Raw genomic sequence first — 4,264 nt, 5'->3', positions numbered from 1 at the left:
TGAGAGAATAAAGAAATCCGAAACTCCTCAACCATGAAATACAATTCTTTAAGGCGAGTGTCATTTTTAAACTTAAATAATTTTTCCATCCACGGGTCAACTTGATCAATGGCAGAATTATCCCTCTGTAGGTTATTGGGCAGGCGCTCCAAACGCAAGACCAATGCTTTCAAATAACGAGGAAATTCAAGCCAAATGTCGGAAGATTTTACGTAAACAAAGTTTGATAAGCACATCAAATCTAGCTGATCTTCAACATCATCAATATTTTTCCCAAACACCGCATCATCTAAAACCAACAACTTTCGACGTATATCCTGCCATTGGATATAGATCTCTGTCACATCTGCAAGTGCTTTTTGCCCATGAGTCAGAAAATTTTTTTTGACATTTGCAACTAAGTTTTCAAACTCTTGTGCATTGACAGGCAGTTCATTGATCGACATTTGCAGTGTGGCATAAACCAGCATTTGTTCCAATTTTGCCTTATCGCCTAATGGCGAATACGCCAATGCCAACGGTTTGGAAATTTGCTTTTTCAACTGACGGACCAAATCTCCCAGTTGTATATGCACCAAACGAAGTACACCCTCGCGGTGCTGTTTAGTTGCCTCAGCTTGATCATTAAAAGTCTGAATCACGACACCAGACTCATCCTTTTGTTCCAATGCAGCAAATGTCTTGGTCGGAACCAAAGCTTGATACTGCTTCACCACCACGCCCGTCACTTTTTGGGACGCTTCAAACACAAAATTTTCAGGGAAAGTTTGAAACTCACCTTTGAGTTGTTTGACTGGACTATGAGTTTCTGTTCGACAGCGCGCTTTTAACTCAGACAAATCACGACCTTGTTCAATCACACGGCCTTTGTCATCAATGACTTTAATCAGTGGCAACAAATATTGCTCAACACGCTCAAAGCTAAAGTCTTTTTCAGTGATTTGTTCGCCACGTAACTGGAAGGCTAAAAAACTAAAAATATGCTGCTGCAAATGCATCGCATCTACTTTCGCCATTAGCTTTGCAGCTGTATCAGGGATAGGCACTAAGTGACGACGTTTATCTTTAGGCAGTGCTTTGAGCAAATCTTCCATTAAATCCTGACGCCAGCCAGGAATGCCCCACGACCACAAGTTTTCATCTACCTGAGGCAAGGCTTGCAACGGGATTTTCACCGTTGCACCATCTTCGTCATGGCTTGGATCAAAACGGTAACTGGCCGCAAGGCGCAGTTCACCATTACGTAAAAAATCGGGAAATTGCTGTGTGGTTGGACGGTCGTTCATCCACAGCGCATCATCATCAATAAATAAATAACGTGGGTTTTGTGGTTCAACCGTTGCGCGCCAGTCTTCAAAACTACGACGGCTTGCGACCTCTTCAGGCACTTTAGCCGCATAAAACTGGTAAATGGTTTCTTCATCTACCACCAAATCACGGCGGCGTAGCTTATCTTCGACCCGCTCTACCTCTTCAAGTTTAAGCAGGTTGTGTTTTAAAAATGGTGGTGTAATGCCCAAATGCCCTGTCGTCAGTGCATCTCGAAGGAAAATTTCATGTGCTGCAACATGGTCAACTTTTTCATAGTTGATCTGACGTTTTGGTTCAATAATTAAGCCAAATAGTGAAATTTGATCATAGGCATTAACCACACCTGCTTTTTTCGACCAGTGCGGCTCAAAATAGTGGTGCTTCAGCAAATCACCTGCCGCAAGCAAAATCCACTCGGGTTCAATTTTTGCCAGTGTCCGAATATAGACCTGTGAAGTTTCCACCATCTCAAAAGCCATGACCCAAGGCGTATTGGTCTTATGTAAGGTAGATGCTGGAAAAATGCGAGCCTTTTGCTGACGCACCGCCATAAACACATTGCGTTCATCGGTTTTATTGGCAATAAAGGACAGTAGACCTGTTAAAAGCGCACGGTGTAAATTTTCATAATTGGCTTTTTTCTCATTAAAAGACAGCTTTAAGCCCTTTGCCAAATCAACCAATTGCTCATGAGTTTTCTTCCACTCACGTAAACGCAACCAGCTTAAAAAGTGATTACGGGCAAAAGTACGACGTTTGTTTTCACTCATGTCTCGGTTGGCAACCAGTGCTTCCCAAAGTTTAAGATAGAACAAAAAGTCAGAATCGGCTTCACGGAACAACGCATGTTTTTGATCTGCCTGCATTTGTTTATCCGCAGGGCGTTCACGTGGGTCTTGTACTGCCAAAGCGGCAACAATCACCAAGACCTCATTCAACACACCAAAATGTGCCCCGCCTAAAATCATACGGGCCAGACGTGGGTCAATTGGCATTTTGGCCATCTGTTGACCGATCTTGGTTAAATCTCCTTTACCTCCCCCTTTGGAAAAGGGGGATTGAGGGGGATTGTCTTCAGATGAATCCCCCCCAACCTCTCTTTGTAAAACAGGGGCTTTACCTTTCTCCGTCATTGCCCCAAGTTCAACCAACAACTTACGACCATCGTTAACTAAACGATGATCTGGCGGCTCAATGAAATCAAAATCTTCTAACGCACCCAGCCCCAAACTTTGCATCTGTAAAATAACTGAAGCTAAGTTCGTTCGCTTAATTTCGGGTTCGGTAAACTCAGGGCGACTTTGGAAATCTTCCTCGGAATACAAACGAATACATACACCTGGGGCAATACGACCACAACGGCCTTTACGCTGGTTTGCCGCTGCTTGCGAAACCGCTTCAATCGGTAAACGCTGTACACGTGAACGATAGTTATAGCGAGAAATACGCGCAAAACCACTGTCAATCACATAACGAATATTGGGTACAGTCAGCGCTGTTTCTGCAACGTTGGTGGCGATAATAATGCGTCGCCCGCCACCTGATGGATTAAAGATTTTTTGTTGCTCAGCCAAGGCCAAACGCGCATATAAGGGTAAAATTTCTGTATGCCGCGGCCCATGCTTTTGCAAAGTTTCTTGTAGCTCACGAATCTCTTGTTCGGTACTGGCAAAAATTAAAGTATCAGCATATTCAGGATGACCTTTTTCTTGTGCATCCCGAAAACATTCTTCTACAGCTTGCACTACGGCACGCGGCAAATTTTCTTCAAAGTCATCAAACTCATCATCATCACTACCGCCAATGCTCATTTCAGAGACAGGACGATAGCGCAGTTCAACTGGAAAACTACGACCTTCTACTTCAAAAATAGGTGCATTGTTAAAGTACTGACTAAAACGGTTTACATCTAAAGTTGCCGAAGTGATGATGACTTTTAAATCTTTACGGCGAGGCAAGAGCTGTTTGAGATAACCCATGATAAAGTCGATATTGAGCGAACGCTCATGTGCTTCATCAATAATAATGGTGTCGTATTTATTGAGATAACGGTCATTGGCCAGCTCTGCCAGCAAAATACCATCAGTCATTAAACGGACAATAGAGTCCTGCGATCCTTGTTCATTGAAACGAACTTTAAAGGAAATCGACTCGCCAAGTTTTTCACCAACTTCTTCCGCAATACGCTGGGAAACACTACGTGCGGCCAAACGACGTGGCTGTGTATGACCAATCAGACCCGTTAAACCACGACCCGCCAACATCGCAATTTGCGGTAGCTGCGTCGTTTTACCCGAACCCGTCTCCCCTGCAACGATAATCACTTGGTGCTTTTGAATGGCATCAATTAACTTATCTGCATACTGTGTAACAGGCAGGTCTTGGTTCAGTTTAATATTTGGAATGCGTTCAATACGCTCTAAAACTTTTAAATGTGACTGTTCAAATAATGCTTGATATTGCTTTTCGTTGGCATCTTTTCCTTTTTTGAGTCGGTTTAAACGATGACGGTCTTTCACCATCACCAATTGCTCTATATTTAAAGGACGCTGCACAGAAAAAACCCACATCAAAAACATCAATCGCTTAGTTTACGTGGTAATACAACGAAGCGAAAGTACAGCCTAATTTTTTTAATTTTAACTTTTTTCAAATATCCCCTTGAATTTTAAGCCTAAGGACATCATGTCTGTAGACGAGTTACGGAATAGATGATTTTGTCATTTAGTCATCATATTTATCATGCTAAATGAACAGAATGATCAGATTCGCTGAGATAGTCTGGAGTAAGATTCGGTTTTTCCGATTCTTGTAATGTAAAAATACTGTTTCAGCAATAACAAAAATTTCGATACTCTATACAGCATTAAATACAAACCCCAATCATGGAGACAATGATGAGCTTAATTAATACTGAAGTAAAACCATTCGCAGCTACTGCATATCACAACGG

The 4,264-nt window shown here is 42.4% G+C and carries 1 protein-coding gene; it reads right to left on the bottom strand.

Going from position 1 to position 4,264, the window contains the following annotated elements; all coding sequences use genetic code 11:
- The coding region (gene hrpA / locus B4F08_RS09765) for an ATP-dependent RNA helicase HrpA (RefSeq protein WP_291374264.1) at window positions 1-3,866 on the bottom strand (3,866 nt) is incomplete at its 3' end.
- Window positions 3,867-4,264 lie beyond the last annotated feature (398 nt).

This window comes from Acinetobacter sp. UBA6720, assembly GCF_002454215.1.
Taxonomy (GTDB): Bacteria; Pseudomonadota; Gammaproteobacteria; order Pseudomonadales; family Moraxellaceae; genus Acinetobacter.
The sequence above is the reverse complement of the archived record's forward strand: the minus strand, read 5'-3'. Positions and strand labels throughout refer to the sequence as shown.